At 71.7% G+C, this 900-nt stretch carries 2 protein-coding genes; both read right to left on the bottom strand.

Going from position 1 to position 900, the window contains the following annotated elements; translation table 11 throughout:
- Window positions 1-340, bottom strand: a 340-nt coding sequence (locus CCN37_RS37900) for a hypothetical protein (protein WP_210408402.1), incomplete at its 3' end; no start/stop codon positions are given.
- The gene (locus tag CCN37_RS41945) at window positions 337-678 is read right to left on the bottom strand and encodes a CAP domain-containing protein (RefSeq protein ID WP_256388114.1); all 342 of its coding nucleotides are present in this window, start codon (window positions 676-678) and stop codon (window positions 337-339) included. The genes CCN37_RS41945 and CCN37_RS37900, both read right to left, overlap by 4 nt.
- Window positions 679-900 lie beyond the last annotated feature (222 nt).

Here is a 900-nt window from a genome sequence, read left to right as displayed (position 1 = left end):
CAGGGGGAGGGCTGCCCGGGTCGGGCGGCGGGGTGGTGCCGCTGGAGGTGGTCGACGACGTGGTGGTGCTGGACGTCCCGCTCGTCGTGGTGCTGGGCGTCGTGCTGGACCCGGAGGTCGTTGTCGTGCTCTGGCCGGGGACGGCGGGGGCGTCGGAGACGCGGTCGCCCTGCACGGTGTCACCGCGGCCGGACGTGCGGCCCTGCTCCGCCACGGAGGTGGTGACGAGAGTGGCGATGGTGGCGAACACGGTCGCCGTCGCCAGCGCGACCGCCCCGAGCACGGCGGTGCCCGGAACGCGCTGGCCCTGCCGCGCGGGCGCGACGGGATCGGCGCTCACCTGCCGAACACCTGCGTCCACACCCAGCCCCGGGTGTCCAGACCCACGCCCAGCGCGGTGAACCGGCAGTTCAGAATGTTGGCCCGATGGCCGGAGGACTGCATCCACGACTCCATGACCTGTTCGGCGGAACGTTGACCTTTGGCGATGTTTTCACCGCCGGGCCGTGGATACCCAGCCGCGCGCGCCCGATCGACGAACGAAGCGCCGTCCGGTGAGGTGTGCGAGAAGTAGTTACGCTCCGCCATATCGGAGCTGTGCCGCTGAGCGGCATTTGCCAACCGCTCGTCGATTCGCAGTGCCGAGCAGCCCGCTTCCGCCCGCGCGTGGTTTACCAGCTCGGCGACCTTCGCCGCTGGTCCCGAAGGAGGCGGCGGGGGAGCCTGGGTGGTGCGGCGGGTCGTGGTGGTGCTCGGCTGTTCGGGCGGCGGTGCCGGAGTGGACTCCGTCGATTGACTACTCGTAGTAGTCGGCGGAGTGGTGGTGGAGCTGCCCCCGGTCGTCGTGGGCGTCGTGGTCCCCGGAACCGGGGACGTGGTCAGCGGCGGCGTGCCGCCACT

This window comes from Allokutzneria sp. NRRL B-24872 (assembly GCF_002155965.1).
Taxonomy (GTDB): domain Bacteria; phylum Actinomycetota; class Actinomycetes; order Mycobacteriales; family Pseudonocardiaceae; genus Allokutzneria.
The sequence above is the reverse complement of the archived record's forward strand: the minus strand, read 5'-3'. Positions and strand labels throughout refer to the sequence as shown.